This window comes from Pseudomonas sp. NPDC087346 (assembly GCF_044744235.1).
Classification (GTDB): Bacteria; Pseudomonadota; Gammaproteobacteria; order Pseudomonadales; family Pseudomonadaceae; genus Aquipseudomonas.
Window position 1 is genome coordinate 1 of sequence record NZ_JBIUXX010000188.1, and the last position, 278, is coordinate 278.

General features: G+C 59.0%; 1 protein-coding gene. It reads left to right on the top strand.

All coding sequences use genetic code 11. The features are described 5' to 3' along the window. Positions 1-278: F0F1 ATP synthase subunit A (locus tag ACIOZM_RS31985; protein ID WP_401221696.1), on the top strand; the 278-nt coding region annotated here is incomplete at both ends.

The window sequence follows — 278 nt, forward strand, 5'->3', positions numbered from 1 at the left end:
CCGCTGGCACTGACCATCTTCGTCTGGGTGTTCCTGATGAACGCCGTCGACCTGGTACCGGTCGACTGGATTCCTCAGCTGGCCATCCTGATCTCCGGCGACCACCACATCCCGTTCCGTGCCGTGTCGACTACCGACCCGAACGCAACACTGGGCATGGCGCTCTCGGTTTTCGCACTGATCATTTTCTACAGCATCAAGGTCAAGGGCATCGGCGGCTTCATCGGCGAACTGACCCTGCACCCGTTCGGCAGCAAGAACATCTTCGTTCAAGCCTT